We start from the raw sequence: 25,876 nt of genomic DNA on the forward strand, positions 1-25,876 counted from the left end.
CCTCCTTAGACAAGCACTTCTTTTTCATGCGGCAGAACAGTATCCGGATAAATTTCTGTTGGATATTTGCCGGTAAAGCAAGCCAGGCACTGTCCGCAATTCTTCATCGCCGGATTGCGGCCGATCGCTTCTTTCATTCCTTCGACACTCAGATAGACAAGCGAGTCCGCACCAATTAATTCCCTGATGTCTTCAACTGAATGTGTGGAGGCAATCAGTTCTGAAGAGGTCGACGTATCAATTCCATAGAAGCATGGGTGCGTAATCGGCGGTGAACTGATCCGCACATGCACTTCGGTCGCGCCAGCTTCGCGCAGCATGCCGACAATGCGCCGGCTTGTTGTTCCGCGGACAATTGAATCATCAACCATAACAACACGCTTGCCTTCAACAATGGCACGCACCGCAGAAAGTTTCATTTTAACACCCTGTTCGCGCAGCTCCTGGGAAGGCTGGATAAACGTCCGGCCGACATAACGATTTTTAATCATTCCAAGCTCGTATGGAATCCCGGTAGCTTCAGCGTAGCCAATCGCCGCAGATATGCTTGAATCCGGAACGCCGGTCACGACATCTGCATCCACCGGTGCTTCCTGTGCCAGCATTCGGCCGAGACTTTTGCGTGCCGCATGTACATTAATTCCCTGAATATTACTGTCCGGACGCGAGAAATAGATGTATTCCATACTGCAGATTGCCGGTTCCGTCCTGTTCGTAAAAAAATCAGAATGCATTCCTTCGTTATCAATCACAATGATTTCACCGGGATTGACATCGCGAACATAGGTGGCACCGATCAGATCGAACGCGCACGTCTCCGAGGCAACCACCCACGCATCACCAAGTTTTCCGAGCGACAGCGGCCGCAATCCGTTCGGGTCCAGCGCTGCGATCATCTGGTGCTCCGTCAGCATGCAGAAAGCATAGGCTCCTTTAATGACAGACAGAGCATGCTTAACACTTTCAATAAAGTTGTCGGCGTAATCACGCTTGATCAGATGAGCGACGACTTCTGTATCCGAAGTCGTCTGAAAAATACTGCCGCGCTCTTCAAGCTCACCTTTCAGCTTATGCGCATTGACTAAATTACCATTGTGCGCAATCGACAGAGAATCTTTCTGTGATCGGAAAACAAGCGGCTGAACATTGGCATAAATGTTGCCGCCCTGCGTCGAGTAGCGGACATGACCGATTGCCGCAAAGCCGCGGCTCAGTTCCTCAAGCTTAGCATGGTCGAACACATCGTTAACCAGTCCAAGCCCTTTATGATCGTAAATATGTTTGCCGTCGGTAACCGCAATACCAGCGCCTTCCTGACCACGGTGCTGCATGCTGTGCAGGCCATAATAAGTCAGTTTTGCTGCATTTGAATGTCCCCAGATTCCAAAGACCGCGCACTCTTCATTCAGTTCTTTGCCGACATAATGCATGACAGTGCCCCTCTCCATTCGTTTTCAAGTTCAGTCCGATTCAGAGTGACGGTTGACGAGGCAAAGGCAAGGTTAATTTGTTCACTTTTCGTTACAGCGCCGACAAGAACGGCATCAGGAATCAATGTTTCAAATTCTTTTTGTGCTGCTTTTGGTACCGTAATTAAGTAACGTGACTGAGTTTCTGAGAAAAGTTCTTCCGCAGGATTCTTATCAAAATGGAGGTCGCAGCCGAGCTCTGTACCGAATGCCGATTCGGCAACAGCAACAGCCAGACCGCCTTCGGAAATGTCATGAGCTGAAGCGACATAACCTGATTTGATCGCCTCAAGCACCTGTGCCTGGCGGCATTTCTCCAGTTCAAGATCAAGTGCCGGTGCTTTGCCGCTTGCTTTTCCATCAAGTAAAAGCTGAAGTGCACTGCCGCCGAATTCGGGCTTTGCTTCCCCGATGACGTACACAAGATCACCTTCATGCTTAAATAAAGCAGTCGTTACATGATCAAGATCTTCAACAAGTCCCACCATACCGACCACCGGCGTCGGATCAATGGCACCGCGGTCCGTTTCATTGTAAAGTGATACGTTGCCGCTGATGACCGGCGTTTCCAGGACGGTACAGGCTTTTGCCATGCCTTTCACCGATTCATCAATCTGCCAGAACACTTCCGGATTCTCCGGGCTTCCGAAGTTCAGGCAATCCGTAATAGCAAGCGGCACCGCGCCGGAGCAGACAATGTTGCGTGCCGCTTCGGCAACAGCAATCTTCCCGCCCTCGCCTGGATCGAGCGCCAGATATTTCGCGTTACAGTCCGTAGTCATCGCAAGACCCTTCTTCGTCCCGCGCACCCGCACAACGGCCGCATCCGAACCTGGGGCGACAACCGTGTTTGTCTGTACCATGTAGTCGTACTGGCGTGTCACCCATTCTTTGGAGGCAAGCGTTGGCTGACTCAGCAGTTTTTTGATCGTTTTCTCGTAATTATGAATCTCAGGCTCCCATGCCGGTGCCGACTGATTTTCAATATAGGATGCCGGGACTTGAGACGGCATGTGGCGCACAGGTGCCGACGCAAGGGCATCGGAAGGGACGTCTGCCACAATCCTTCCTTTATGCTCCAGACGAAGCACTTCTTCTTCGATCACTTCACCGACAGCGACAGCATGAAGGCCCCAGCGGGCAAAAATGGCTTTGATTTCCTCTTCACTGCCCTTTTTAATGACGATCAGCATTCGTTCCTGCGATTCGGACAACATCATTTCGTAAGGCGTCATTTCTGTTTCACGCTGAGGTATCAGATCGAGATTCATATGGATGCCGACACCTGCTTTCGCGGCCATTTCACTGGCGGACGATACAAGTCCGGCTGCGCCCATATCCTGAATGCCGACAAGCGCTTCATGTTTCGTTAATTCAAGACAAGCCTCAACGAGCAGTTTTTCCATGAACGGATCGCCGACCTGAACAGCCGAGCGCTTTTCATCCGATTTTTCCGAGATTTCTTCGGAGGCGAATGTCGCGCCATTGATGCCGTCACGCCCGGTGCTGGCACCGACATACATGACTGTATTGCCGATTCCGCGCGCCTGCCCGACCTGAATGTCTTCGTGATTCATGATTCCAACGCACATTGCATTGACAAGTGGATTGCCATTGTAGCAAGGATCAAACTGAAGTTCTCCGCCAACCGTCGGAATGCCGATGCAGTTGCCATAACCGGCAATGCCGCTGACCACTTCTTCAAACAGATAGCGGACACGTGCATTGTCCAGGTCTCCAAATCGGAGTGAATCAAGCAGAGCCACCGGGCGTGCCCCCATCGAGAAGACATCGCGAATGATGCCGCCGACGCCTGTTGCCGCTCCCTGGTAGGGCTCAATTGCTGACGGATGGTTGTGGCTTTCGATCTTGAACACGACCGCCTGCCTGTCGCCAATGTCGACAATACCCGCGCCTTCGCCCGGGCCCTGAAGGACATGCTTGCCGGTTGTTGGAAAATATTTCAGTACCGGTTTCGACGTTTTATAACTGCAGTGTTCGGACCACATGACCGAAAAAAGTCCCGTTTCCGTATAATTCGGCTTGCGACCAAGCAGTTTCCTGACTTTCTGGTATTCTTCCTCCGTCAGTCCCATGGTACGGTACACTTTTTCCTGTTCGATTTGTTCCGGTGATGGTTCAAGATGTGTAAGCGGCATGTGCGGATTCCCTCCAATGGTTTAGGATCGACTGGAACAGGCGCAGACCGTCGTCACTGCCGAGCAACGCATCTGCAGCGCGTTCCGGATGCGGCATCATGCCGAGCACGTTGCCGGTTTCGTTGATAATGCCGGCAATATCGGCTCTTGAGCCATTTGGATTCTTGCCGGAGTAGGTAAAGACAATTCGGTTATTGTCCTGCAGTTTCTTGAGCGTTGCATCATCACAGAAGTAATTGCCTTCACCGTGCGCGATCGGAATGCGAATGATCTCATCCTGATCATAGAGTTTCGTAAACTGTGTATCATTATTTTTCACTTGGAGATCCACGGTCTCGCAAATAAATTTCAGATGCTTGTTTTTCAGCATTGCACCAGGGAGAAGCCCTGCTTCGAGCAGGATCTGGAAACCGTTGCAGACGCCGAGCACCGGCTTGCCTTCTTTGGCTGCCTGAATGACGGCTGGCATGATGCCGGCAAAGCGGGCAATGGCGCCGGAACGCAGGTAGTCGCCGTAAGAAAAGCCGCCCGGGATCATGACCGCGTCATAACCGTCAAGGGAAGTTTCCGCATGCCACACATAGTCAACTTCTTCGCCCAGACCATCTTTGATCGCATAGTACATGTCCTGATCGCAGTTCGAACCTGGAAAAACAATGACCGCGGTTTTCACGAATGAACCTCCTCCTCAATTTCATAGCGATAGTTTTCAATGACCGTATTCGCAAGCAGCTTGTCGCATATTGTATCTACCTGTTCGGCAACATCTGCCGAATCTTCAACAAGAAGTTCAATATATTTTCCGATACGGACATCTTTTACATTCGTGTACTCCATATTGTGGAGCGACTGCATCACAGCCTGTCCCTGGGGATCAAGGACACTTTCTTTCAAAGTAATGAACACCTTCACCTTTTTCATTTGACATCCTCCAAACGTTTCAAAAGTTTTTCGTAGGTTTCCGGCAGATCGGCAATGTTGCGGCGAAAAACATCTTTGTCCAGCTTCTCGTGTGTCTCTTTATCCCACAGGCGGCAGCTGTCCGGAGAAATTTCGTCAGCCAGTACAAGTGCGCCCGTCTCTTTCAGTTTGCCAAATTCAATTTTAAAATCGACAAGGACGATGCCTGCTGCATCGAAAAAGGCGCGCAGCGCATCATTGACCGAAAGCGCAAAGCGCCGGATTTCCGCAAGTTCTTCTTCCGTCGCCAGCTCCATGGCAAGTGCATGGTCACTGTTGATCATCGGATCGCCAAGTTCATCACTTTTATAATAAAATTCGACGATCGTCCGTTCTAGCGTCTCGCCTTCATCCACGCCAAGCCGTTTCGAGAGGCTCCCGGCAACGACATTACGGACAACGACTTCGATCGGCACAATATGGACAGCCTTTACCAGCTGTTCGGTTTCGGAAATCGTGTCAATGTAGTGAGTCGGGATGCCTTTTCCCTGCAGCATGGTGAAAATCTTAGTACAGATGGCATTGTTCAGGCGGCCCTTTCCTTCAAAAGACGCTTTTTTCTGCCCGTTGAATGCCGTGGCATCATTCTTGTAAACAACACGCAGCACATATGGATCGTCGGTGGTGTACATTTTCTTTGCTTTTCCTTCATATAAAAGCTGGCTCATTATTTTTTCCCCTTTTCGCTGTGAATACGAAATCAGTCGTTCAAGCCGAGTCGTTCAAAAATAAAATCAACATTTTTCAGATGATATGTCGGATCGAAGCAGGCATCGATTTCATCCTGTGTCAGCTGATCGGTAATCCGGCTGTCCGCTTCGACAATTTCTTTAAACGGTGTTTCTGTCTCCCATGACTTCATCGCATTTGGCTGAACGATATCATAAGCTGCTTCCCGGCTCATACCCTTTTCAATCAGTGCAAGCAGCACATGCTGCGAAAAGATCAGTCCAAATGTGCGCTTCATGTTGCGCTTCATGTTTTCCGGAAAAACGGTCAGCTTCTCGAGAATATTGGAAAAACGGTTCAGCATGTAGTCCAGACCAATTGTCGCATCCGGAAGAATAATCCGTTCCGCGGATGAATGGGAAATGTCGCGTTCATGCCACAGTGGTACATCATCGTAAGCCGTTGTCATGTAGCCGCGAATCACCCGGGCAAGTCCGCACATATTCTCCGAACCGATCGGATTGCGTTTATGCGGCATCGCCGATGAACCCTTCTGACCTTTAGCAAAATACTCCTCCACCTCGCGGACTTCAGAACGCTGAAGTCCGCGAATTTCAACGGCAAACTTTTCAATGGAAGTCGCGATCAGCGCAAGAACGGACAGATAGTGTGCGTGACGGTCACGCTGCAGCACCTGAGTGGAGATCGGAGCCGGCTTGATACCAAGGTGCACGCATACGTACCTCTCAACTGATGGATCAATATTGGCGTACGTGCCGACCGCGCCGGAGATCTTTCCGTACTGAACTTCATCAGCAGCACGTCTGAAGCGCTCCAGATTGCGCTTCATTTCTTCGTACCACAGTGCCATGACCAGACCGAACGTTGTCGGTTCGGCGTGTACACCGTGCGTGCGTCCCATCATGATTGTATTTTTATATTTTTTCGCTTTCTGCCGGATGACTTCGATAAAATGTTCGATGTCTTTTAGAAGAATGTCATTTGCCTGTTTCAGCAAATAGCCCTGAGCCGTGTCCACGACATCCGTCGACGTTAACCCGTAATGCACCCATTTTTTCTCTTCGCCGAGTGATTCGGAAACGGTGCGGGTAAATGCAACGACATCATGGCGTGTCTGCTGTTCGATCTCATGAATCCGATCCACGGTAAATGTCGCATTCTTTCTAATCCGCTCAACGTCTTCCCTTGGAATTTCTCCGAGTTCGGACCATCCGGCGCAGGCGAGGATCTCAACTTCCAGCCAGGCTTTATAACGATTTTCTTCTGTCCAGATCGCGCCCATTTCCGGGCGTGTGTACCGATCAATCATGAATGTTACCCACTTCCTGTTCGATTTTCCATATTCCTAATTGCTCTGCTCTTTCTATTGCCTCATCTGCAGAATCACCGAGAATGGTCAGGTGACCCATCTTGCGCCCGGTTTTCGCCTCGTCTTTTCCATAAAGATGAAGATGTGCGGATTTCAATAAATGAATTTGGTCCAGAACCGGCTGGACATGTTCGCCAAGAATATTGATCATAATTGCCGGGCTGAGCAGCTGCGTACTGGCAAGCGGCAGCCCGCAGATTGCGCGGATGTGCTGCTCAAACTGCGATGTTTCGCAGGCGTTTATTGAGAAATGTCCGGAATTATGCGGGCGCGGCGCCGTCTCATTGACGTACACCTTTCCGTCTGTGCCGACAAACATTTCAACGGCAAGCGTGCCGACGAGTTCGAGCGCTTCCGCAAGCTGAAGCGCATGCTGGGTTGCTTCATTGCGGAGATGTTCAGGAATTCTCGCCGGCACAAGTGTGTGATGAAGAATATTGTGACGATGTATATTTTCAGCTACCGGTAAAACCGAAGTTTCGCCGGCTGTGCTGCGAACAACAATAACAGATATTTCTTTTTCAAAAGGCAGCCACTTTTCGAGTTCAAACGGGATTTTTCCGATATACGGCAACGCTTCCTTCAGGTCCAATTCCGACTGAAGCACATATTGTCCCTTCCCGTCGTAACCGCCCTGCGTCGTCTTCAGAACGGATGGATAGCCGATTTCGTCAATCGCTGCTTTCAGTTCCTCTTCGCTGCGGACCGGCATATGCGGTACAACCGGCAGGCCTGCTTTCTCAATCGCCGCTTTTTCATTCAGTCTGTCCTTGGTTATCTCAAGCAGCCGGCCGCCCTGTGGAAGGTAGCTGTTCTCCTGCAGATATTCGACAGTCTGAACAGCCACATTCTCAAATTCGTAGGTGACAACATCCGCACATGCAGCCATTTTCTTTGCACCTTCAGGATCATCATAATTCGCGATGATCGCGATATCGGCAACCTGGGCGCACGGACAATCTTCAACCGGATCAAGTACTGCGATCCGGTACCCCATTTGCCTGGCACTGATCGCCATCATCCGGCCCAGCTGGCCGCCGCCAAGAATGCCGATCGTTTGTCCTGGCAGAATCGTTTTCCGCTTCATTCCAGGTCACTTTCCTTTGCCTTTTTGGCAAGCGATTCACGGTACGCGTCCAATCGTTCCTGCAACTGGCCGTCAAAAGCGGACAGCATCTGTGCCGCCAGGAGAGCCGCATTGGTTGCGCCCGCATCGCCGATGGCGACCGTTGCCACCGGAATACCGGCTGGCATTTGTACAATGGACAGCAGTGAATCCATGCCGCTGAGCGCGCGAGACTTAATCGGAACACCAATCACCGGCAATGTGGTCATGGCCGCCGTCATGCCCGGCAGATGCGCCGCTCCTCCCGCACTGGCAATGATCACCTTTAGTCCGCGGGCACGCGCGGTATCTGCATAGTGAAACATCAGATCCGGCGTTCTATGTGCGGACACCACTTTTTTCTCGTAAGGAATATTCAGTTCATCCAAAATATCACATGCATGCTTCATGGTTTCCCAGTCCGAACGGCTTCCCATGATCACACCAACCACTGCCTGACTCACCATTTTTTCCTCCTCAATCGTCTCTGTCTGTTTTGCGGCATAAAGTTTACTCACTGATCGCGGCACATCAAAAACCCGGACAATAAAAAGCCCAGAACAGCCGTTCTCCCGGAATCAAGAGAAAACGACCGTCTGGTCTTTTAACCGCGGGCAGCGGCCGCAAACAAAACGTCGCATTTTCCCTTCATAGTCCAGCAATTTCCGGTCGCCGGGTAGAAACAGTTGGGCCATATTCCCAAAAATATATGAGGGTTCGTTTTTCATATCTGACTCTCTCATCATAACAACAATATACCATGCGGTCAACCGTATAATCGAACGTTAAAAGGGTAAAAAGTATTATTGTTCGCCTTTTCGACGTATCCATTTCCCCTCGAAAACGCATTGACTGCCAATGCATTCCGGACCGGTAGCGGTTTCGCGAAAAAGTGGCTTTTCCATACGCCTGACTGGCATGTACCCTTCACTTTTCATACGCTCGACACACTGGCTGATCGTCTCTCCTTCCGTAACCATGAATCGTTTCTTCATCAATGGCTTACTTAACGTTTTCTGTTTTTGTCTGCTCAATAATAAATCACCGCTTCTCTTTAACAACATGTATCCGCATGACCGATCTGTCATGAATCATGTAAAAAAATACTTCTGTCAGATTATTATTTGCGGATTATACAGGCTTTTTACGATTTTCCGCATGCAGAAAATCAAACCAGACAATCACTCGTTTTTATTATAACAAGTATGCCGTCTTTTCGACAGAAAGGCCATCTCATCAATGAACATAAAACGCAAGTGCAACAACACCAAACACGATCAGGGTCAGTCCCAGAAAAGCGGTCACCATATGAATCAAATAGCTTGGAATATGCTCAAGAACCTGACCTTCAATCGTCATCGCGATGCTGGCAGAATCATCCCTGCTTTTCTCATGTTCAGCATCCTTAAGCAAATGTTCGCCGGTTTCTCTTATTTTGTGTGTCAGGAAGAAGCTCATAATAAGCACCGCGCAGCCAAGTATCCAGAATAAAATCGCGATCCACAACGCAGCCATGATCACTCACGTCCTTTTAAATAGATTATTCTTATCATGGCATTGACGGCTTTTCACTATTCACGTCACAAGGAACAATCTGATCGACACATGCTTGCCGCGAGTGCACTAAATGGAAATCTGCCGGGTCTCGAGGATCGCTCAGCAGCCATTGCGCCTTTGTTTTGATTCCCGAAAAAAAAGAGACAAGATGCGGATGAATGAGTATCCGGTACCTTATCTCTTCTGCACTCTTTTGCAGTAGCACGTATTGATCAGGTTTGATGGATTTGATTTGTTTTAATGACGACCTCCTGTTTTTTTGCCTTCAAAAGCACCAATCGTATGTTTTTCGCCATGCCGAACAGGATTTCCGTAATAATCCACTTTTGCCTTAGTGATATCCGTTGGCACTAAATCATTCAGAATAGTGTCGTTTTGATAAGAAGGAGCATTCGGTTGCCGCGTGCCTGCACCAATCAGAGGGGAGTTTCGATGAAGTTTCAGCCCTTCGGCAGTCCCGAGCACAACTTTCCCATTCAGATACTTCCCGGCTGTGACTCTGCTTTTATCCAGAAAACCGGGATCGGCCACAACCGCAGCCGGATCTCCCGTCGTACTGTACGCCGCTTCTCCTCCGCCAAAGACGTTATTATTGTAATATTCTACTCCAGGATTTTTCCCAAAAGTGCTTGTCGGCCCATAGAACAGATTGTTGAAAATCTCAATGCCGTCAGACTTATTTCCGCCCCAGTTTCCTTCTTCAACTGCTTTTGCCGGTTTCTCCCAATACATTGTATTGTTGTAAATCTGAATGCCGCCGCTGTGTATGCCTCCCGTACGAATAATGCGGCCGCCGTCATTATAGCTGACATTATAGCGGGCAACATTATTGACAGAGTATCCGCTTGGCGAAGGACAGACCATGAGAAAGCCTCCTGCATTGTCGTGACTGTAATTATACTGATAAAGGCTGTTCTGCGTACCATAGTCAAAATCAAAGGCCATGCCATCATGTTCCGGCTGTCCCGTATGGCTGACCTCGTTAAATTGTATGGTTACATTGTTTGCATCCCACATCCAAAGCGCGGCATGAGCAGGATTGGACGAATAGTCCCAGTCCTCACTGGCAGCATGATCCACCAGATTATAATCGGCTAGCGCATTCTCAGTATTGATGATCACGATGCCGTCGCCCGCAATATGGTGAACGTAATTTTGACGAATCAAAACATTTTTTGAACCAACCCAGCCGCTTGTACCTGCCTGTACGAGTTCACGCCCGCCCCAGGAGCTGGACATGTAAATGCCTTCATGACACACGTCGTAGACATCGTTACCGATGATGTTCAGATTATTGTACCAGGATTTGACACTGTTTCCCGTTACGGAAATAATGATCCCACCGACATCCTTGTTGCCGCCTCCCGACATTTTACCGTTGACCTGATGAACCACATTGTTGCGTACAGTCACATGACTTAACTCACCGGCATCACGATTCTCCACAATGATACCGGAGAGATATTTTCCGCTCTGCTTAAGCACATCGGTGCCATCAAGATTAGTCACCTCAAGATTTTCGATCGTAATATATGCACTGTTAAGAACATGAACCGCCGCCAGCTCTTCTTTACGCTTCCATGACCAATTTCCGCCATTGCCATTAATGACCGGTTTTTTCCCTTTTCCATATGATCCAACAAGAATAGGCCTTTTTCTCGTTCCTCGGGCATTCTGCACGGTCAGATTCTCATCGTTCCATACCCCGCCCGCTTTTAATAGCAGCCTGTCCCCAGGGTGAAGGGAGACGGATGAGGCTTTCTCAAGGGTTTTCCAAGCCGTTCTTGGTGATTTTCCATCAGCTCTGTCATCGCCACTTGGATCAACATAATAAGTCACGGCGCCCTTGACCGAATGTAACCCATGTGCTGATTTAGATACCGGATGAACACCTGAATCTTTTGCTTCTGAAACGGATACAGGCAGGATCATAATGATCGCCATAAAACATGACAGACACATGAAAAAGCATTTTCGAAAACGTATGTTCATTTCTGTTAACACCTCTTTCTCTCGGTTATTTCCGGCAATACCTTGGATTGCCGGAAGATGCATTTCATCCAGGGTGATTTATCCGCTGCGTTCCCTCCTCAATAAGTATGCGCTTCCATTTTCTTTTTCTTCTTTTTTACCATGACCGCACTAGCAATCATATGTCTCCTCAAAAAAATTATGATGGACCTCTTCCGCTTTCATTTGAGTGAAAAACCGGACGGAAAGCCTGATCTTCTCTTTCTCAGTGATACAGTGCCTTTCACAGATTGAAAGCTCCTTTATTATTATTGAAAGTTCCTTTATATTTAGCGAAATTCCCTTGTCCGACCACGAGTCATTGATTTATGTCTTTTGTGCTGCGTCACCGCTCGGGCTATGGGCGCACCGTGAGTCTCTTCAGGAAGCAGCTTCAGTTTTGATGCTCAGACAGGACATTATTTTGCTCATTGGGGCAAAAAGCGCCCGGTCCTTACTTCCGCAGGATGCGGTGGCTTCCGCGTTGTGCACAGGACGTACTTTCACAGGATGCCGTTTGACTGCGATTTACCGACCATTCAGCATGATTTACCGGTCATTCCTGCGCTATTTACCGGTCATTCAGTACGATTTACCGGTCATTAATCATCATTTACCGGTCATCGCGTGTTTTCACAGTTTTCTACCGGAGTCTTTGATCTGTTTGTTTGGTTGGCATCGACGCTTCAGTTGCTCGCTTGCCGCGGGCGATCCGGAAGCCTCCTCAGGCAGGCCAATTTCTGCGGGGTCTTCCCTGGCTCGCTGATCCCCCAGGCGCCAGCGCACCTCCGCTTTGATTCTCGATAAGACACTGGTTTATTGGTTTTCATATGGGGCAAAATCCTTGTTTCTTTATTCTGTTAGAAAACTTGGCTTGGCCAAGCCTCTGGCGAAGGCAGAGAGGCAGTCGCACTTATACGATAATCCGCTGAATTTGACAATTCAAGAGTATAAAAAAACAAGGATGGTTCAATCGTCTTATGACGATGAGCCATCCTTGCCTGTTATGGAGGACCTGGAACGTGAGACGGTTGCGGTGCAGCATTTCTGGATCTCTTTTTTCAGCCGTCCTCCGTTTTAAATTCACTTTAAATGAGAGCAAAGAAAACGATAAAGACAAAAAACAGCACATAAACAATCGGATGGATTTCTTTCCAGCGTCCGGCGGTAATCATCGTAATCGGATAAAGAATAAAACCAAGTGCGATGCCATCCGAAATACTGTACGTCAGCGGCATGCCAAGCACAGTCAGAAATGCCGGAACGGCAATTTCAAATTTATCCCACGGAATCTGTTTCAGTGCCGTTGCCATAAGAACTCCGACAATGATCAATGCCGGAGCAGTTACCTGCGACGTCACCACGGACAGAAGCGGTGAGAACAGCATGCCGAACAGGAACAGGATGCCGGTCACGACGGCAGTGAAACCAGAACGTCCGCCGACCGCAATGCCGGTTGACGATTCAATGTATGCCGAAGTTGGCGAGGTGCCAAGCACGGAGCCCGCAAGCATCGATGTGGAGTCCGCAAGCAGTGCCTGGCCGACACGCGGCATCTTGTTATTTTTCATAAAACCAGCCTGTTCAGCAAGACCGATCAGCGTACCGGCCGTGTCAAAGAACGTCACAAGCAGGAAGGTCAGAACGACGATGCCGAGCTGAACCGTATTGATATCCGGAACATGCGTAATCGCTTTGCCGAAAGTTGGTGCAAGGCTCGGCGCTGTCGAAACAATAGAAGACGGCAGCGGAATCAATTTGAAAATAATACCGACAATCGAAGTCAGGACCATACCGATAAAAATAGCACCGGGAACCTTCCGGATAAGCAGGATAATCGTTACAATCAGGCCAAAAATCGTCAGCCAGGTCGTCCCGACATCCAAAGGACCGAAGCCGACCATTGTTGACTTATTAGCAACGATCAATCCGCCTTCATGAAGGCCGATGAAAGCAATAAACAAGCCGATGCCGGCTGCCATGGCCAGCTTCAGGCTTTGCGGAATCGCATCGATAATGATCTCGCGCAGTTTGAAGATCGTAATCAGAACAAAAATCACTGATGCAATAAAAACGCCGGCAAGCGCCGTTTCCCACGGAATTTTCATCCCAATACATACGGAGTAAGCAAAAAAAGCGTTGACACCAAGACCTGGCGCAATTGCAATCGGATATTTGGCAACAATGCCCATAATCAGACAGCCAAGCGCACTGGCAATTGCTGTTGCGGTGAAAACCGCACCCTTGTCCATGCCGGAAGCGCCCAGAACACTGGGGTTCACGAACAGTATGTACGCCATAGATATAAAAGTGGTCAGCCCGGCCAGCGTTTCACGGCCAAGGGTTGTCTTTAATTCTGAAAACTGGAAATAACGTGACAACCAATTCTCGTTCACAATAATCCCCCTCAGATCTTTGTTTGCTCATTTGATCCATCGTTTCTCAGTTCATGATCAGCCAGGACAGCAGCTTCGGCACAGATTCGGGCTGAATACAATGACAGCGCACAATAAGCAAAAGAATGCGGAAAAACAAAAGTAATGAGTGCAAAGAGCCACCATGAAAACTAATTTAGATGGATCGATAATCGAAGCAAAACTCTTTTTTACATCGCCCATTATAGCAGTTGAACGGGAGGAACGTCAACGAAATAACGAACGCTGAACATTGATATTAAATAAAATGTTCGGGATTTAACAAAACATCTTCGCAATACATGTATTTGTTCTTTAATTAATTTTCGTATCACTGCATGTCATTTGTGCAGCAATCATTCTGATTGGGTATCCATCACTTCTTATGATTATTTACAGCATTGTGCTCCTTTGTCACTAATCTGCCTTAATTTTTTTAAAATTATGTGACAGCGCTTTCATATCGATTGCCAAAACGCTGCGGATAAAGTAAATTATATTTGTGAAATATTTCACAAATACTTCAAGGTGTTCTTAAGGAGGAAAAGCGAATGGCTGTGGAGGAACAATCCCTCAATCCGAAAGATGCAAACAATAAAACGGAAGAGATGATCGAACGATTAGTGACAAATGCAAAAACTGCGCTGGACGAATTTGCCCCTCTTAATCAGAAGCAGATTGATGAAATTGTACGGCAAATGGCTTTGGCAGGTCTGGATCAGCATATGCAGCTGGCAAAAAAGGCCGTTGAGGAAACCAGACGCGGTGTTTATGAGGATAAAATGATTAAGAATATTTTTGCAACCGAATACATTTATAATGCAATCAAAAACAACAAGACAGTCGGCGTGATTCATGAAGATCCGTATGATGAAATCATTCAAATTGCCGAGCCGGTCGGTGTCATTGCCGGTGTTACACCCGTAACCAATCCGACATCAACGACCATGTTCAAATCGCTGATTTCAATTAAAACGAAAAATCCGATTATTTTTGCCTTCCATCCATCCGCTCAGCAGTGCAGCAGTGAGGCCGCGCGTATCGTGCGCGATGCCGCCATTCGCGCCGGTGCACCGAAAAACTGTATTCAGTGGATTGAAAAACCTTCACTGGAAGCGACGCAGCAGCTGATGCATCATCCAGGCGTCTCACTTATCCTGGCAACAGGAGGTTCCGGCATGGTTAAAGCCGCGTACAGTTCCGGCAAACCGGCGATCGGCGTCGGACCGGGGAACGTACCTGCTTATATCGAAAAAACAGCGGATATCAGCCAGGCTGTCAATGATCTGATTTTATCAAAGACGTTTGACCATGGCATGATCTGTGCATCGGAACAGGCAGTTATTATTGATACGTCAATCTATGAAACCGTCAAGCAGGAAATGATTTCCAATCAATGTTATTTTTTAAATGAGGACGAAAAGAAAAAAGTTGAAAAACTGGTGATTGATGAACGGCGTTGTGCTGTCAATCCAAAAATCGTCGGTCAGCCTGCATTTGAAATCGCAAAGCTTGCCGGTGTAACTGTTCCAAAAAATACAAAGGTAATTGTTGCCGAGCTCACCGATGTCGGTCCGGAATCACCGCTTTCGCGTGAAAAGCTAAGTCCTGTGCTTGCCTGCTTCAGGGCAAAAACGACCGAAGCTGGTCTCCAGCTCTGTGAAGATATGCTCGAATTCGGGGGCATCGGGCATTCGGCCGTTATCCATTCAACAAATCAGCAGGTCATTGATGCATTCGCCAGGAAAATGAAAGCGGGACGACTGATCGTCAATGCTCCGTCATCGCTTGGCGGTATCGGTGATATCTACAACCACTTCATTCCTTCACTGACACTCGGCTGCGGCACGTATGGCGGAAATTCGGTATCAACCAATGTTGGTACTGCGAATCTGATCAATATAAAAACAGTTGCCAATCGCCGCAACAATATGCAGTGGTTTAAAGTACCACCAAAGATCTATTTTGAAAAAAACGCAACCAGGTATCTGTCCGTCATGCCGGATATCTCGCGAGCGTTCATTGTCGCCGATCCGGGTATGGTGAAATTTGGCTATGTGGATCGCGTTGTCCATTTTTTAAAAAAACGAAGCACACCGGTTCACTATGAGATTTTCTCTGATGTGGAGCCGGATCCTTCAGTTGCAACGGTCATGAAGGGAACGGAAAGAATGCGCAGCTTCAAGCCGGATGTGATCATTGCTCTCGGCGGCGGTTCAGCCATGGATGCTGCCAAAGGAATGTGGCTGTTCTATGAAAGTCCGGAAACCGAATTCTTCGGCCTGAAACAAAAATTCATGGACATTCGGAAGCGTGTGTTCAAGTTTCCGGAACTCGGAAAAAAAGCGAAGTTCGTTGCCATTCCGACCACTTCAGGCACCGGTTCCGAAGTCACTTCTTTCTCCGTCATTACTGACAAGGAGAATGATATGAAGTACCCGCTCGCCGACTATGCGCTGACGCCGAATGTCGCCATCGTCGATCCGGAATTCGTGATGACGGTGCCGCAGCGCGTGCTCGCTGACTCCGGCATGGATGTGCTCACCCATGCCATCGAAGCGTATGTATCGAATATGGCCAATGACTTTACCGACGGATTGTGCATCAAGGCTATTCAGCTTGTATTCGACTATCTGCCGCGCTCTTATAAAGATCCCGGCGATCGTGAAGCAAAAGAAAAAATGCACAATGCTTCTACGATTGCGGGTATGGCGTTCTCGAATGCATTCCTTGGTATCAACCACAGTCTCGCGCACAAGCTGGGCAATGAGTTTCACCTGGCCCACGGTCGATGCTGCGCGATTCTGATGCCGCACGTGATCCGTTACAATGCCAGAAAACCGACAAAGTTTGCCGCATGGCCCAAATACAGACATTTCATTGCCGACCAGCGCTATGCTGAAATCGCCAGAGTGATCGGGGTCGGCGGCAAAACCACTGAGGAAAGCGTGGAAAATCTGGTGCAGGCGATTAAAAAACTGGCGCAGCAACTTAACATGCCGATGAGCATTGAAGCAAACGGCGTCAGCAAAGCGGACTTCGATAAAACAGTTGACAGACTGGCAGATCGTGCTTTCGGCGATCAATGCACCCCGGCCAATCCGAAAATGCCACTTGTCACAGAACTTGCCGATATATACCGTGCCGCCTTTAAGGGGATTTGATGGGCAGAGAAAAATTAAGTAAGAACTGGCATGGACATTGGGCCGCGAAGTTCTCTGAAACTGTCTGCCTCCTCCATGCAATAACTAAGAATGTCTCATTGTCAAAAATACATTGGGACATTTTTATTATTTGTCCATTTTTCTAACCATTTGACTGTAATCTTTCCATTTATATTCCTTTCTATCTGAATCCAGACATGCTTCACTACATAACAGCAGCTATGCTTTAAATCAGGATTGTTTACATGAACCAAATGTTTGTTTACACTTATTGTGAAATCAATCACGAATAAATCGGACATGATTTCTCCAAATATGCAAGCTGTTCAGGAGGGATACGGCCAAAATGATAAAAATCTTGATGTACGGCGTGCAAAGTCACGAGCAAGAGATCATTGCGCAGTGGGCAAAAAAGCACTCAGCTGAAGTGCATACCACAGCGGATATGCTTTCTGAACATACGGTTGCAGCGGCGGATGGCTTTGACGGAATTTGCATTCAACAGCCGATTGCACTCGGCGGCCCCAACGTGTATGCACAGCTTAAAAGCTATGGCATCCGGCAAATCGCCACGCGAACAGCGGGTTATGACATGATTGACCTGAAGGAAGCGGAGAAAAACGGGTTAGTCGTCACAAACGTGCCCGCCTATTCGCCTTATGCAGTAGCAGAACTTGCTGTTACTCAGGCACTGCAGCTGGTTCGCCACATTCCGCAATTCCAGAAACGCATCGCAGACAATGACTTCCGCTGGGCGGGACTTCTTTCGCGGGAAATCCGTTCGCTGACCGTCGGCATTATAGGAACAGGACGCATCGGTGCCACGGCCGCCAAGCTTTTCAAGGGACTCGGTGCAACTGTAATCGGTTTTGATCAATATCCGAATCAGCAGCTCAGCGAAGTGCTCGACTACCGCCACTCGCTTGAGGATGTGCTGAAGGAGGCGGACATTGTCTCGCTTCATACGCCGCTTTTCGATTCAACGCGCCATATGATTAATAAAAACACGCTGAAAATCATGAAGAGAAGTGCCTATCTGATCAACATCGCACGCGGTGGTCTCATTAACACAGCCGATTTAATTGACGCACTGGAAACGGGACAAATCGCCGGTGCCGCACTGGACACATTCGAAAATGAGGAATTCATTAATAAAAATCTGGGCGATCGCAAGCTTGATGATCCCTATCTTGAGAAGCTCATCGCCATGGATCAGGTTCTGCTTACGCCTCACGTTGGATTTTTTACTGAAACCGCCATTCGAAACATTGTCGAAGGCGCACTCGACGCCGTTTCCGAGGTCCTGGAAACGGGAACGAGCAAGAATCGTGTGCAGCCGATCAGCTGACTGGCACCACAAAGCGGAGAACAACACCTCCTTTTATAACAGGAGTGCCGTTCTCCGCTTTTTCCTTCATTACCTGAGCTTCTACAGGCTTCGGTTTTTCACGATTCTTCATTTTTCAGCAGGCCGCGCAGGCTCATGGCCAGCATATTAATAAACTGATCCATAAACGGCCGGACATCCTCCATACGTGCATCCGGATAGGCCTTTAAAAAGGCCATAGCCCGATTCATATAATATTCATAATGAGATTGAATTACCGCCATCAGTACTTCGGGTGCAACGTCGTCTTTCAGATCCAGGCTGCCAATAATCTGCTCAAAAAACTGCCGTGCCATCTTCTCCACGTCCTTGAACAGCTGTACCATCTGATCGGACAGCTGTTCTGGCGGATGAACAAACGCATTCATCAACAGATGGAAGACATCGGGATAATCGCGGCAGAATTTAATTTCCTCCGCAACGAATGATCTTATTTTTTGAATCAAATGATCGGAAAAATTCCAGTTTTTGTAATCCAGCTTCTCTTCCGAAAAGGTCAGCGCATAATTCACACAGGCTTCAAACAATTTTTCCTTTGATTCATAATAATGGAAAATCAGCCCCTTGGATACGCCTGACGCTTTCGCAATCTGATTAGTTGACGCCTGGTCAAACCCTTTTTCCGCAAATTCATGAATGGCTGCCGTCAGAATGGCAAATTCTTTCGATGCTTCTTCCATTTAAACCTTCAAATCCTTCCTCCTGTAAATCCATAAGGAGAGTAATGCGGAAACGACAATCACGACCAGATCGGTCACAATATATTTCCACTCAATGCCGTCCTTGAACACACTGCTTGGCAGTGCCGCATCCACCGGTGAAAAGAAAATCAGCGTCTCAAAGTCGTCATTCATTTTTCCGACAACACCGAATATAAAGGTCAGAAAAACGAGTCCCAGTGAAAGTGATGTCGCTGACTTGTTCGAAGACAGAATCGCTGACAGCAAAAAGCCGACTGCGAGAAAAGTCAGTCCCATGATCCATCCGGTGAAACTTAGCTGAACGAAGTCCTTAAAAAGTCCGGAAACCGAAGCGCCAGATTCCTTAAAAAGGACGCAGGTAAAAAATGCGACCACCATTGATATTAACCAGTATAGCGTATAAAGGATGCTATGCGCAGCCATTTTCCATCCGACAATGGAGATACGCGAAATCGGCTGTGCGTAGAGATACCCGATTGTGCCTTCCGCCTCTTCACGTGCCAGTGCATTAGTTCCAAGCATCGCCGCGAAGATTCCGGTCGCGATCATGACATACTGATATTCATAACCGAAATAACCTTTAATCGTGGTCAGCGCTCCGAGATCCGAGAGATTGAACGCCTTCATCATGTCCTTTGGCAATGATTTCATCTGATCAAGTCCCATATCTTTCATCGCCGGAAACAGCGAGACAAGCCCAACGGTCAGCGCAGCAACCACGATGATCCAGATCAGCAATGTTTTAATATGCGTTTTGCATTCAAGTCTGAATAATGTCATAAACGTTCTCCCTCCTGGTGTTCATACATGGTCATGAATTGTTCTTCCAAATCACGATTTGTAACCGTAACATCATCAAGTGTTTCCGATAAATTGGATAATGTAGAAAAAAGCTGTGTCAAATTCTTCTCATAGCTGAATCGCGCTTCACCATCTGTTTTTTTGATGCAGGTCGCACCGATCAGTGCCATCTGTTCAATCGGCAGATGCGCCCCCTTCAACGTAATGATTTTTACCTTTTTGTTCATCTGCGCCAGATCTTCGATACCGATCAGCTTGCCGCTGCGAATGAATGCAATTTTTGAACAATAGTCCTCCACTTCTTTCAGATTGTGGCTGGACAGGAAAATGGTGACGCCCTGTTTCTGTTTTTCTTTTAAAATCCGAAACAGACGTGCATGCATCAATGGATCAAGCCCGTTCGTCGGTTCGTCCATAATGATCAGTTCCGGATGGTGAACCAATGCACAGACAAGCGCAATTTTCTTCTTGTTGCCAAGTGACAGATTGCCGAACTTTTTCTTCACATCAATCTGAAACAGGTCACAATAGCGCGCTATTTCCGCCTGATCACCCTTCATATGGTGAAAATCCAGCGTGTAGCGAATCAGGTCCTGCACACGCAGCTGTGGATAGAAGCGCACATCGCTCGGCACATAGCCAATCCGTTTCTTCACCTCAAGATCATGTTCGGGCACATTCTTTCCCAGCACCTTTATTTCTCCGCCGCTTCGCTTGATAAAATTCAGAATCATGTTCATGGTTGTCGATTTTCCTGCGCCATTCGGTCCGATGAATCCGAAAAATTCACCCTGTTCCACTGTGAACGAAACATCATTCACCGCAAGAAACTTGCCGAATCGCTTACTGATATGATTTAATTCAATGACTGGCATACCAAAAGACCTCCCTGCACTCGCTATTGACCACCAGGTCAACAACATAGTAGCATGTATTGACCGAGTGGTCAATAACATTTTTTCTGCATACAAGCATATTGAAATAAGTGTGCACGATTGCCACATGCAAAACCTTCTAGCCGCATAACCGCATAGCTTCCCTTTTCGGTTACATAATAATCGTCGAAGGGGGGATGCAAACATGGCAAAACCGGATGACCGTTCGGACAACTGGGAAAAAATCGGACACAACATCGGCAACACACTGCAAAACATGAATGAAACCAGCGATTACATCAAGGCACATGACGAAGAAATCAGCGAAGACGAGAAGCAGCAGCTGCTTGAGAAGAACAAACGTCGTGAAGAAAGCGTAAAGGGACTGCGTGAGGAAATCAAAGACGAAGCAAGATACAGCAAAACGCACTGATGCACAGGAGAGGGCTTGAATCACGGCCCTTTTCTTTTTTTAGAAACGGCGATCCATGAGAAGGATAAGCCTCAGGTCGTATCGGAAGATACTGCTGAGGATGATTTTTCAAAAACAAATGATGGATTAAAGTAAAGGCATACTTGGACAAAGGAGTTTCGAAGTGATGTATGCCTATATTTTGTTAACGGACTCCGGCACGCTGCCGTCAAAATTGGTGAAATGGTGGACGGGTGACTGCTGCACGCATGCGGCCATATCTTTGGACTCACCGCTTCTCGTATACAGTTTCGGCCGCAAATGCAGATATAATTTTTTAAAAGGGGGCTTTATCGAAACAGATCTTACGCAAAGCGGACAGCTTGATATGCCGATCAAACTGCTACGTCTGCCTCTGTCGCGAGAAAGTTATCGGCAGGCACGAGCAATGCTCGCCCATTTTCAGCACAATGGCGATCAGTACCGTTACAATTTTCTCGGGATTCTCGGCTACATAATGCATCGAAAGCTGAATCAGCCGCATGCCTATTTCTGCTCACAATTTGTTTCGATGGTGCTTGAACGCAGCGGCGCCTGTTCGCTTATGAAGCCTGCCTGTTTCGTCAAACCAGCCGACCTGCTTGAATTGAAACAGGCGGAGGTCGTTTATGAAGGATCACTTATTGATTATTTGACTGATGGTCTGGATACACATGAGCCGCTGCCGGTACAGCCGGCTTAACCAGATATTTAACCATTAAGTACTCATCAACGTAGCCATGCGGTTCTTTCATCGCTTCGCGGTCCTCACCGATGATGTCAAATCCGAATTTCCTGTAAGCGCGAATGGCAGATGCGTTATGCGTCATGACATAAAGGTACATTTTCGTGATTCCTCGTTTTTTCACTCGCTCAATCATGTATTCCATCATGTGTCGGGACACACGCCGCCCTCTATACTCAGGATTTACGTATACACTTGTGAGCGTGGAGCGGTGCGCCATTTTCGGCAACTTTTCCAGATGGAGTGATGCAATGGCAATCATTCGCTCTCCGTCATAACCGCCGACCGTCATGACATAGGGATCGTCCAGATGCGCACGAATCTGATCCATTGTCCTTTTTTGCTCGGTCATAAGATCTGAAGCATAGGCCTCCGGATTGTTTTTCAGTGCTTCAAGCCGCAATGCGTGATACAGCTCCGCATCTTTGGCCGCTAATATTCTATAGGTGATCAAACTGATGCCCCCGCTCAATGATTTTTTATCATTATTATGGGCTTAATCTTTCTGTTTCATGAGACGCAAAGTTTTTATCGGTCTTTTTTGGGGAATTATCAGTCTGTTTCAGAGGACTATCGGTCTGTTCTGCAATAATATCGGTCCGTTTCAGGGGACTATCGGTCTGTTCTGCAATAATATCGGTCTCATTGATTTTTGGTAAGTAAATCAGGCGACAAATAATAAACACAGGCTCGGTTGTCACCTTTAAAATGTGAAGAGACCGAACGCAGCATTTTTTTCGCATTTGTATCTGATTGTATATTCAGAAAGGCTCTGCACTGTCTATTTGTAATGGTCGTACCGTAAATGTGGAAATAATCGCAAAGTGCCGCTAAATGCGCTTTTCTTGATATGCAGCCACACGCCATGCAACGCCAATGCTGCTTCTCTTTGATCATGCCCAGCACGTGGCAGTCCGGGCATTGAACACCAGTGAGCACATCTTCTGGACTGATCTGGAACTTATGAAAGAGAGAAATGATGAGCGGCTGGTTAGCGGAAAGCAGTAAGTCAGAAGCACGATCAAGTTCATGCTGAGACACAAGCGGCGTCCTGAATTGCTGATCGAGTCGTGCCAGCTCTGCTCTGAGATTTGCCCGCCGAATCACCCGGCATATTTTCTCACGGCTCAATCCTTCGAATTGCAGCTGGACACTGGAAGCGATTGCGACACGGCCACTGATCGGAAGATGTGTGCCGCGCTTGCGCAGCCAATCGCTCAGCGAATCAGCGAGTTGCTCCAACTGAGCGATTGGATCTTCGAACACATCAATAGTGCCATCCCGCACGCGAATCAGCTGGTGCAAATCGGTATCAAACATTAGCGTCCCGCTCATATTTTTCACCTCAAGAATCAGTACGTAGCGCGCGCATAATATGAGAAAATCAATTTGGAAAAAGTGAACATGATCGGGCAAACGGAGATTGTGGAAGATGTAGAAGCTTTCCTTTGGTAAATAACTGAGCGGATAATCCATGGACTGCTCTCCGCGGTAACCGGCAAGCGCCCTTTTATAGTGCGACAGAACGTCAGCACGTGCCGGTCCGGGACGCAGCCTCCTCAACAGCGCCTCATACTGAAGCACGTGGCATGGAATTTGAACAGGTTTCACATACATAGCATCGCCTCACTTTCGTAATAGAATATTCGACAACAACATGCAGTATCCTTTTTTACAGCTCACTCAGTCCATTCATCAACGTTTTGTCTGCATCAGTGACCCGATGGCATGGAATAAAAAAGATGCCTGTGGCTGGCCACAGAACATCCGAAAAAAGACTGATTGATCGTTCTCTTGATCGCTGCTTCTTATGACAGATTGCCGCCCCATCTTTGACTGGCATGAAGCATTTTCCATATGACATATGAAACGGCCCATATACTGAGAAACAGGATAATTAACGCATAGCCTAACCAGTTCAGATCGATCTGCTGCACCCAGCGCCAAATGCCGCCCTGCAAATGATACATTTTCCCGGCGACCTGACTAAGCTCGACCAGACCAATCAGTACTGCGGCAGCAACCGAAATCGCCGTCACCGTCAAATTATAATAGATTTTCCGAACAGGCGTATCCAAAGCCCAGCGATAGGCGCAAGACATCATGACCGAATCGGTTGTATCCATGACATTCATCCCAGCTGCAAAAAGAATGGGCAAGGCAAGTACAGCGATCAGCGACATATGCATTTGCGCGGACTCTGCGGAGATCGCAAGCAGACTGATTTCTGTCGCCGTGTCAAAACCGAGTCCAAAAAGAAATCCAAGCGGCAGCACATGCCAGCTCTTATTAATGAATGCAAACAACGGGCGAAGCAGTGGGACAAGCAGGCCGCGTGACTGGAGCAGCTGTTCCATCTTGGCCTGATCAAATGCTTGCTGTTTCAATCGCCCATACTGCTTCCACAAATCAATTAAGATTAATAGATTGAAAAAGGCAATGACCATGAGAAAACTGCCCGATACAATGGCACCGATCATCCCACCAACATCCGAAAACAGAGGCAGGTGACGCTGCGCCCATTGAATGGATATTGCCAAAGCAGCTGCCATGAGAAAAACAACTGACGAATGACCGAGTGAAAAATAAAAGCCGACACCCATCGGATTTTGCTTCTGCTCTGTCAGCTTGCGCACAGTATTGTCAATAGCGGCAATGTGATCGGCATCAAAAGCATGGCGAAGTCCAAGGGTGTATGCGACCAGTCCAAGTCCAAGCATTGCCGGATGAGCCTGCACCGCAAAGAAAAGAGAGCATAGACCGGCAAAATGCAGAAAAATGGAACCTGTATAGTAGGGCAAACTTTTTTTGATCATTTCAGACTTACTTCCTTTCTTTTGGAAAGCGGGCAATTCGAATTCCTTTTGACTCAGATTGCCCGTTCGTGCAAAACGGAACCGTTTTGGTTAACATCGTAGTGTCGGCTGACCGCTTGCCGCGAGCTTTCCCAGACAAGCGGGAATCTGCATGATATCACCACGCATCAACAGCGCCAGTCTCACAGATGTCAGCGCACCTCTGCTTTAATACTCAGCCACCCGCCTGCACGATTCATCCTTTCAGTTAAGAAACAAACGTTTTGCGTTCCACCTCAGAAAGTGATTCATTCATGCGCCCACTGCGGAATCCGCTCAGATCAAGCGTCACATACTTAAATCCGAAGACAGCCAGCGCCTTGCTGACCTGAACATTGAATTTCAGAAATTCGCTCAAGCGTTCCGCTGGAAGTTCAACACGGGCGATCTCTCCATGCCAGCGGACACGAACCGTTGCAAACCCAAGATCGCGAATGTATTTCTCTGATTTCATGACCTGTGCAATATTTTCCCGAGTGAGCGTTGTCCCGTATGGAAAACGCGAAGAAACCGAGCATGAGGAAACCTTGTTCCAGTTGGTCAATCCAATTTCTTTCGCCAGCGCACGGACATCCGTTTTATAAAAGCCCGCTTCCTGAAGCACACTGCGGACACCAGCTTCCGTACGTGCGCGCAGGCCGGGACGGAAATCACTGTTATCGTCCATGATCATGCCGTCCAGTACGTAAGTGAATTTTTTCGAAGCAGCGATTTCATTCATTCGCGCATAGAACCGTTTCTTCGCATAGTACCAGCTGTCCGCTGTATTGTGCTTAATGTGTTCTTCTGCCAGATAATTGAGTTCCGTGCCGATGACACTGGCACCCAGCTTCTCAGCCAGAACAACTGCTTTTTCATATTCTTCATTGGTGAATAATTCGGAATTGGCTACGACAGCGAGCACATGGTCGCGCCCCAGCGTATCGAGTGCCATCTTAAGCACGAGCGTACTGTCAATACCACCGGAGAAAGAAACAACCACACGATTCATTTCCTTCAACAAAGCCTCTAAGTTCTGTTTTTTTTCGGTTAATGTTTGCATTTTGAATGACCTTCCTCTTATTTTTTGGTTATGCTGAAGATGCTGTTGCACATAGACTCGCTCATGCGTATAAGGGACTGACTTCTCACGCCATCGATTAGCATCGATCTTTCACTTAAATA

At 47.9% G+C, this 25,876-nt stretch carries 24 protein-coding genes and 1 riboswitch; of the genes, 5 read left to right on the forward strand and 19 right to left on the reverse strand.

From position 1 onward, the window contains the following. Window positions 1-5: 5 nt before the first annotated feature. The 11 genes from purF to M3N64_RS12400 form a co-directional block, all read right to left on the reverse strand. The gene (gene purF, locus M3N64_RS12350) at window positions 6-1,430 is read right to left on the reverse strand and encodes an amidophosphoribosyltransferase (protein WP_249102752.1); all 1,425 of its coding nucleotides are present in this window, start codon (window positions 1,428-1,430) and stop codon (window positions 6-8) included. Further along, a complete protein-coding gene (gene purL, locus M3N64_RS12355; protein ID WP_249102753.1) occupies window positions 1,406-3,628 on the reverse strand; it encodes a phosphoribosylformylglycinamidine synthase subunit PurL in 2,223 nt (740 codons plus the stop codon). Before purL ends, purF begins: the two co-directional genes overlap by 25 nt. Continuing rightward, window positions 3,609-4,301: a phosphoribosylformylglycinamidine synthase subunit PurQ gene (gene purQ, locus M3N64_RS12360; protein ID WP_249102754.1), complete on the reverse strand. Its 693-nt coding sequence runs from the start codon at window positions 4,299-4,301 to the stop codon at window positions 3,609-3,611. The genes purL and purQ overlap by 20 nt, the downstream gene beginning before the upstream one ends. Continuing rightward, window positions 4,298-4,549, reverse strand: coding sequence for a phosphoribosylformylglycinamidine synthase subunit PurS (gene purS, locus M3N64_RS12365; protein ID WP_249102760.1), 252 nt, complete (start codon window positions 4,547-4,549; stop codon window positions 4,298-4,300). The genes purQ and purS overlap by 4 nt, the downstream gene beginning before the upstream one ends. After that, window positions 4,546-5,256 (reverse strand): phosphoribosylaminoimidazolesuccinocarboxamide synthase, encoded by a 711-nt coding sequence (gene purC, locus M3N64_RS12370; RefSeq protein ID WP_249102761.1) that lies wholly within the window; start codon window positions 5,254-5,256, stop codon window positions 4,546-4,548. Before purC ends, purS begins: the two co-directional genes overlap by 4 nt. Before the next feature lie 32 nt (window positions 5,257-5,288). Next, window positions 5,289-6,587, reverse strand: a complete 1,299-nt coding sequence (purB, locus tag M3N64_RS12375) for an adenylosuccinate lyase (protein WP_249102762.1) — start codon at window positions 6,585-6,587, stop codon at window positions 5,289-5,291. Then, window positions 6,580-7,734: a 5-(carboxyamino)imidazole ribonucleotide synthase gene (gene purK / locus M3N64_RS12380; RefSeq protein WP_249102764.1), complete on the reverse strand. Its 1,155-nt coding sequence runs from the start codon at window positions 7,732-7,734 to the stop codon at window positions 6,580-6,582. Before purK ends, purB begins: the two co-directional genes overlap by 8 nt. Next, complete coding sequence (gene purE, locus M3N64_RS12385; RefSeq protein WP_249102798.1) at window positions 7,731-8,219, reverse strand: 5-(carboxyamino)imidazole ribonucleotide mutase; 489 nt, start codon at window positions 8,217-8,219, stop codon at window positions 7,731-7,733. Before purE ends, purK begins: the two co-directional genes overlap by 4 nt. A gap of 164 nt (window positions 8,220-8,383) precedes the next feature. Then, window positions 8,384-8,485: riboswitch (purine riboswitch) on the reverse strand. Window positions 8,486-8,555: 70 nt separating this feature from the next. Further along, entirely contained in the window at window positions 8,556-8,786 is a 231-nt protein-coding gene (locus M3N64_RS12390) for an NETI motif-containing protein (protein WP_438271021.1), read from the reverse strand. Window positions 8,787-8,988: 202 nt separating this feature from the next. Continuing rightward, on the reverse strand, window positions 8,989-9,267 hold the full coding sequence (locus M3N64_RS12395; protein ID WP_249102765.1) for a hypothetical protein: 279 nt from the start codon (window positions 9,265-9,267) through the stop codon (window positions 8,989-8,991). Between the two features lie 279 nt (window positions 9,268-9,546). Then, window positions 9,547-11,301, reverse strand: coding sequence for a right-handed parallel beta-helix repeat-containing protein (locus M3N64_RS12400; RefSeq protein WP_249102766.1), 1,755 nt, complete (start codon window positions 11,299-11,301; stop codon window positions 9,547-9,549). 208 nt (window positions 11,302-11,509) lie between these two features. Here M3N64_RS12400 and M3N64_RS12405 point away from each other — a divergent pair, with 208 nt between their 5' ends. Further along, a complete protein-coding gene (locus M3N64_RS12405; protein WP_249102768.1) occupies window positions 11,510-12,085 on the forward strand; it encodes a hypothetical protein in 576 nt (191 codons plus the stop codon). A 322-nt stretch (window positions 12,086-12,407) separates the two neighbouring features. Here M3N64_RS12405 and M3N64_RS12410 read toward each other — a convergent pair whose 3' ends face one another. Beyond that, window positions 12,408-13,700, reverse strand: a complete 1,293-nt coding sequence (locus tag M3N64_RS12410; RefSeq protein WP_249102801.1) for an NCS2 family permease — start codon at window positions 13,698-13,700, stop codon at window positions 12,408-12,410. A 584-nt stretch (window positions 13,701-14,284) separates the two neighbouring features. Here M3N64_RS12410 and adhE point away from each other — a divergent pair. Continuing rightward, window positions 14,285-16,897, forward strand: coding sequence for a bifunctional acetaldehyde-CoA/alcohol dehydrogenase (gene adhE, locus M3N64_RS12415; RefSeq protein WP_249102769.1), 2,613 nt, complete (start codon window positions 14,285-14,287; stop codon window positions 16,895-16,897). Window positions 16,898-17,243: 346 nt separating this feature from the next. Beyond that, window positions 17,244-18,245: a D-2-hydroxyacid dehydrogenase gene (locus tag M3N64_RS12420; protein ID WP_249102770.1), complete on the forward strand. Its 1,002-nt coding sequence runs from the start codon at window positions 17,244-17,246 to the stop codon at window positions 18,243-18,245. Between the two features lie 98 nt (window positions 18,246-18,343). Here the strand turns inward: M3N64_RS12420 and M3N64_RS12425 are convergent, their stop codons facing one another. From M3N64_RS12425 to M3N64_RS12435, 3 genes are read right to left on the reverse strand one after another with little or no spacing between them, the layout of a single operon-like run. Further along, window positions 18,344-18,964, reverse strand: coding sequence for a TetR/AcrR family transcriptional regulator (locus M3N64_RS12425; RefSeq protein WP_249102771.1), 621 nt, complete (start codon window positions 18,962-18,964; stop codon window positions 18,344-18,346). After that, window positions 18,965-19,765 carry a DUF2705 family protein gene (locus tag M3N64_RS12430; protein WP_249102772.1) on the reverse strand — a complete coding sequence of 267 codons (801 nt, stop codon included), beginning with the start codon at window positions 19,763-19,765 and terminating at the stop codon, window positions 18,965-18,967. Continuing rightward, window positions 19,762-20,661, reverse strand: a complete 900-nt coding sequence (locus M3N64_RS12435; protein ID WP_249102776.1) for an ABC transporter ATP-binding protein — start codon at window positions 20,659-20,661, stop codon at window positions 19,762-19,764. Before M3N64_RS12435 ends, M3N64_RS12430 begins: the two co-directional genes overlap by 4 nt. Before the next feature lie 205 nt (window positions 20,662-20,866). On the opposite strand from M3N64_RS12435, the gene tlp reads away from it, so the two are divergent. Both tlp and M3N64_RS12445 read left to right on the forward strand, forming a co-directional pair. Further along, window positions 20,867-21,094: a small acid-soluble spore protein Tlp gene (gene tlp / locus M3N64_RS12440; protein WP_249102779.1), complete on the forward strand. Its 228-nt coding sequence runs from the start codon at window positions 20,867-20,869 to the stop codon at window positions 21,092-21,094. Between the two features lie 166 nt (window positions 21,095-21,260). Continuing rightward, window positions 21,261-21,815: a hypothetical protein gene (locus M3N64_RS12445; protein ID WP_249102781.1), complete on the forward strand. Its 555-nt coding sequence runs from the start codon at window positions 21,261-21,263 to the stop codon at window positions 21,813-21,815. On the opposite strand, the gene M3N64_RS12450 is transcribed toward M3N64_RS12445, so the two are convergent. From M3N64_RS12450 to larE, 4 genes are all read right to left on the reverse strand, one after another. Then, on the reverse strand, window positions 21,754-22,311 hold the full coding sequence (locus tag M3N64_RS12450) for a GNAT family N-acetyltransferase (protein ID WP_249102783.1): 558 nt from the start codon (window positions 22,309-22,311) through the stop codon (window positions 21,754-21,756). The two genes, M3N64_RS12445 and M3N64_RS12450, sit on opposite strands and share 62 nt — an antisense overlap. Before the next feature lie 188 nt (window positions 22,312-22,499). After that, window positions 22,500-23,474 (reverse strand): nuclease-related domain-containing protein, encoded by a 975-nt coding sequence (locus tag M3N64_RS12455; RefSeq protein ID WP_249102784.1) that lies wholly within the window; start codon window positions 23,472-23,474, stop codon window positions 22,500-22,502. 191 nt (window positions 23,475-23,665) lie between these two features. After that, window positions 23,666-24,673: a HoxN/HupN/NixA family nickel/cobalt transporter gene (locus M3N64_RS12460; protein WP_249102787.1), complete on the reverse strand. Its 1,008-nt coding sequence runs from the start codon at window positions 24,671-24,673 to the stop codon at window positions 23,666-23,668. 247 nt (window positions 24,674-24,920) lie between these two features. Then, a complete protein-coding gene (gene larE, locus M3N64_RS12465) occupies window positions 24,921-25,754 on the reverse strand; it encodes an ATP-dependent sacrificial sulfur transferase LarE (protein WP_249102791.1) in 834 nt (277 codons plus the stop codon). Window positions 25,755-25,876: the final 122 nt, after the last annotated feature.

It is taken from the genome of Sporolactobacillus mangiferae, assembly GCF_023336505.1.
In the GTDB taxonomy this organism is placed as follows: Bacteria; Bacillota; Bacilli; order Bacillales; family Sporolactobacillaceae; genus Sporolactobacillus; species Sporolactobacillus mangiferae.

Bases quoted from the DNA above. Each gene is read 5' to 3' on its own strand.
- purK (WP_249102764.1), bottom strand. From the start codon at position 7,734: ATGAAGCGGAAAACGATTCTGCCAGGACAAACGATCGGCATTCTTGGC.
- adhE (WP_249102769.1), top strand. From the start codon at position 14,285: ATGGCTGTGGAGGAACAATCCCTCAATCCGAAAGATGCAAACAATAAA.
- M3N64_RS12455 (WP_249102784.1), bottom strand. From the start codon at position 23,474: ATGTATGTGAAACCTGTTCAAATTCCATGCCACGTGCTTCAGTATGAG.
- M3N64_RS12400 (WP_249102766.1), bottom strand. From the start codon at position 11,301: ATGAACATACGTTTTCGAAAATGCTTTTTCATGTGTCTGTCATGTTTT.
- purE (WP_249102798.1), bottom strand. From the start codon at position 8,219: ATGGTGAGTCAGGCAGTGGTTGGTGTGATCATGGGAAGCCGTTCGGAC.
- M3N64_RS12445 (WP_249102781.1), top strand. From the start codon at position 21,261: ATGTATGCCTATATTTTGTTAACGGACTCCGGCACGCTGCCGTCAAAA.
- M3N64_RS12430 (WP_249102772.1), bottom strand. From the start codon at position 19,765: ATGACATTATTCAGACTTGAATGCAAAACGCATATTAAAACATTGCTG.
- M3N64_RS12420 (WP_249102770.1), top strand. From the start codon at position 17,244: ATGATAAAAATCTTGATGTACGGCGTGCAAAGTCACGAGCAAGAGATC.
- M3N64_RS12435 (WP_249102776.1), bottom strand. From the start codon at position 20,661: ATGCCAGTCATTGAATTAAATCATATCAGTAAGCGATTCGGCAAGTTT.
- purC (WP_249102761.1), bottom strand. From the start codon at position 5,256: ATGAGCCAGCTTTTATATGAAGGAAAAGCAAAGAAAATGTACACCACC.
- purL (WP_249102753.1), bottom strand. From the start codon at position 3,628: ATGCCGCTTACACATCTTGAACCATCACCGGAACAAATCGAACAGGAA.
- M3N64_RS12460 (WP_249102787.1), bottom strand. From the start codon at position 24,673: ATGATCAAAAAAAGTTTGCCCTACTATACAGGTTCCATTTTTCTGCAT.
- purS (WP_249102760.1), bottom strand. From the start codon at position 4,549: ATGAAAAAGGTGAAGGTGTTCATTACTTTGAAAGAAAGTGTCCTTGAT.
- M3N64_RS12425 (WP_249102771.1), bottom strand. From the start codon at position 18,964: ATGGAAGAAGCATCGAAAGAATTTGCCATTCTGACGGCAGCCATTCAT.
- purB (WP_249102762.1), bottom strand. From the start codon at position 6,587: ATGATTGATCGGTACACACGCCCGGAAATGGGCGCGATCTGGACAGAA.
- larE (WP_249102791.1), bottom strand. From the start codon at position 25,754: ATGCAAACATTAACCGAAAAAAAACAGAACTTAGAGGCTTTGTTGAAG.
- M3N64_RS12395 (WP_249102765.1), bottom strand. From the start codon at position 9,267: ATGGCTGCGTTGTGGATCGCGATTTTATTCTGGATACTTGGCTGCGCG.
- purF (WP_249102752.1), bottom strand. From the start codon at position 1,430: ATGCATTATGTCGGCAAAGAACTGAATGAAGAGTGCGCGGTCTTTGGA.
- tlp (WP_249102779.1), top strand. From the start codon at position 20,867: ATGGCAAAACCGGATGACCGTTCGGACAACTGGGAAAAAATCGGACAC.